The organism is Virgibacillus sp. 7505, from assembly GCF_002272135.1.
Lineage (GTDB): Bacteria > Bacillota > Bacilli > Bacillales > Amphibacillaceae > Terribacillus.
Genome location: NZ_NPBF01000084.1, coordinates 1 through 368, shown reverse-complemented (window position 1 = coordinate 368; position 368 = coordinate 1). Strand labels below are relative to the sequence as shown.

The following is a 368-nucleotide window of genomic DNA, read 5'->3' as shown; positions in this document are numbered from 1 at the left end:
GTGTTGCCGCATGCTTTTATGTTCTAGTATGCATGTGAAGTCATCCTTAAACCAGATAGAGACAGCACTACCCATTAAATCAATCAAATCGAACGGATAGTACACAATGCCAAACCGCTTTCCCGAACGAGTGTTCAAAGGGACTAGCGCAGCAGCGCAAGATATAGAAGTCAGTAGTAAAAGAGGGCCCTTTCTATGATTGAAAATCCTTTTAACAATTGATATTGCCATGCTCACGTTGGAAACAAGAACGAACAGAACAATATGTTTTCCTAGGAAGGGCAAAGCCGCTTTTGGCAAATACCCTACTCTGGCATCCAGTAAATCAGGATTGGCCCCTTCCACAACAGGAAGCCTCCTTTCCAGAT

The 368-nt window shown here is 43.5% G+C and carries 1 protein-coding gene; it reads right to left on the bottom strand.

Going from position 1 to position 368, the window contains the following annotated elements:
* A partial coding sequence (locus CHH91_RS20920) for a hypothetical protein (protein ID WP_217973766.1) occupies positions 1-345 on the bottom strand: 345 nt, incomplete at its 3' end.
* Positions 346-368: the final 23 nt, after the last annotated feature.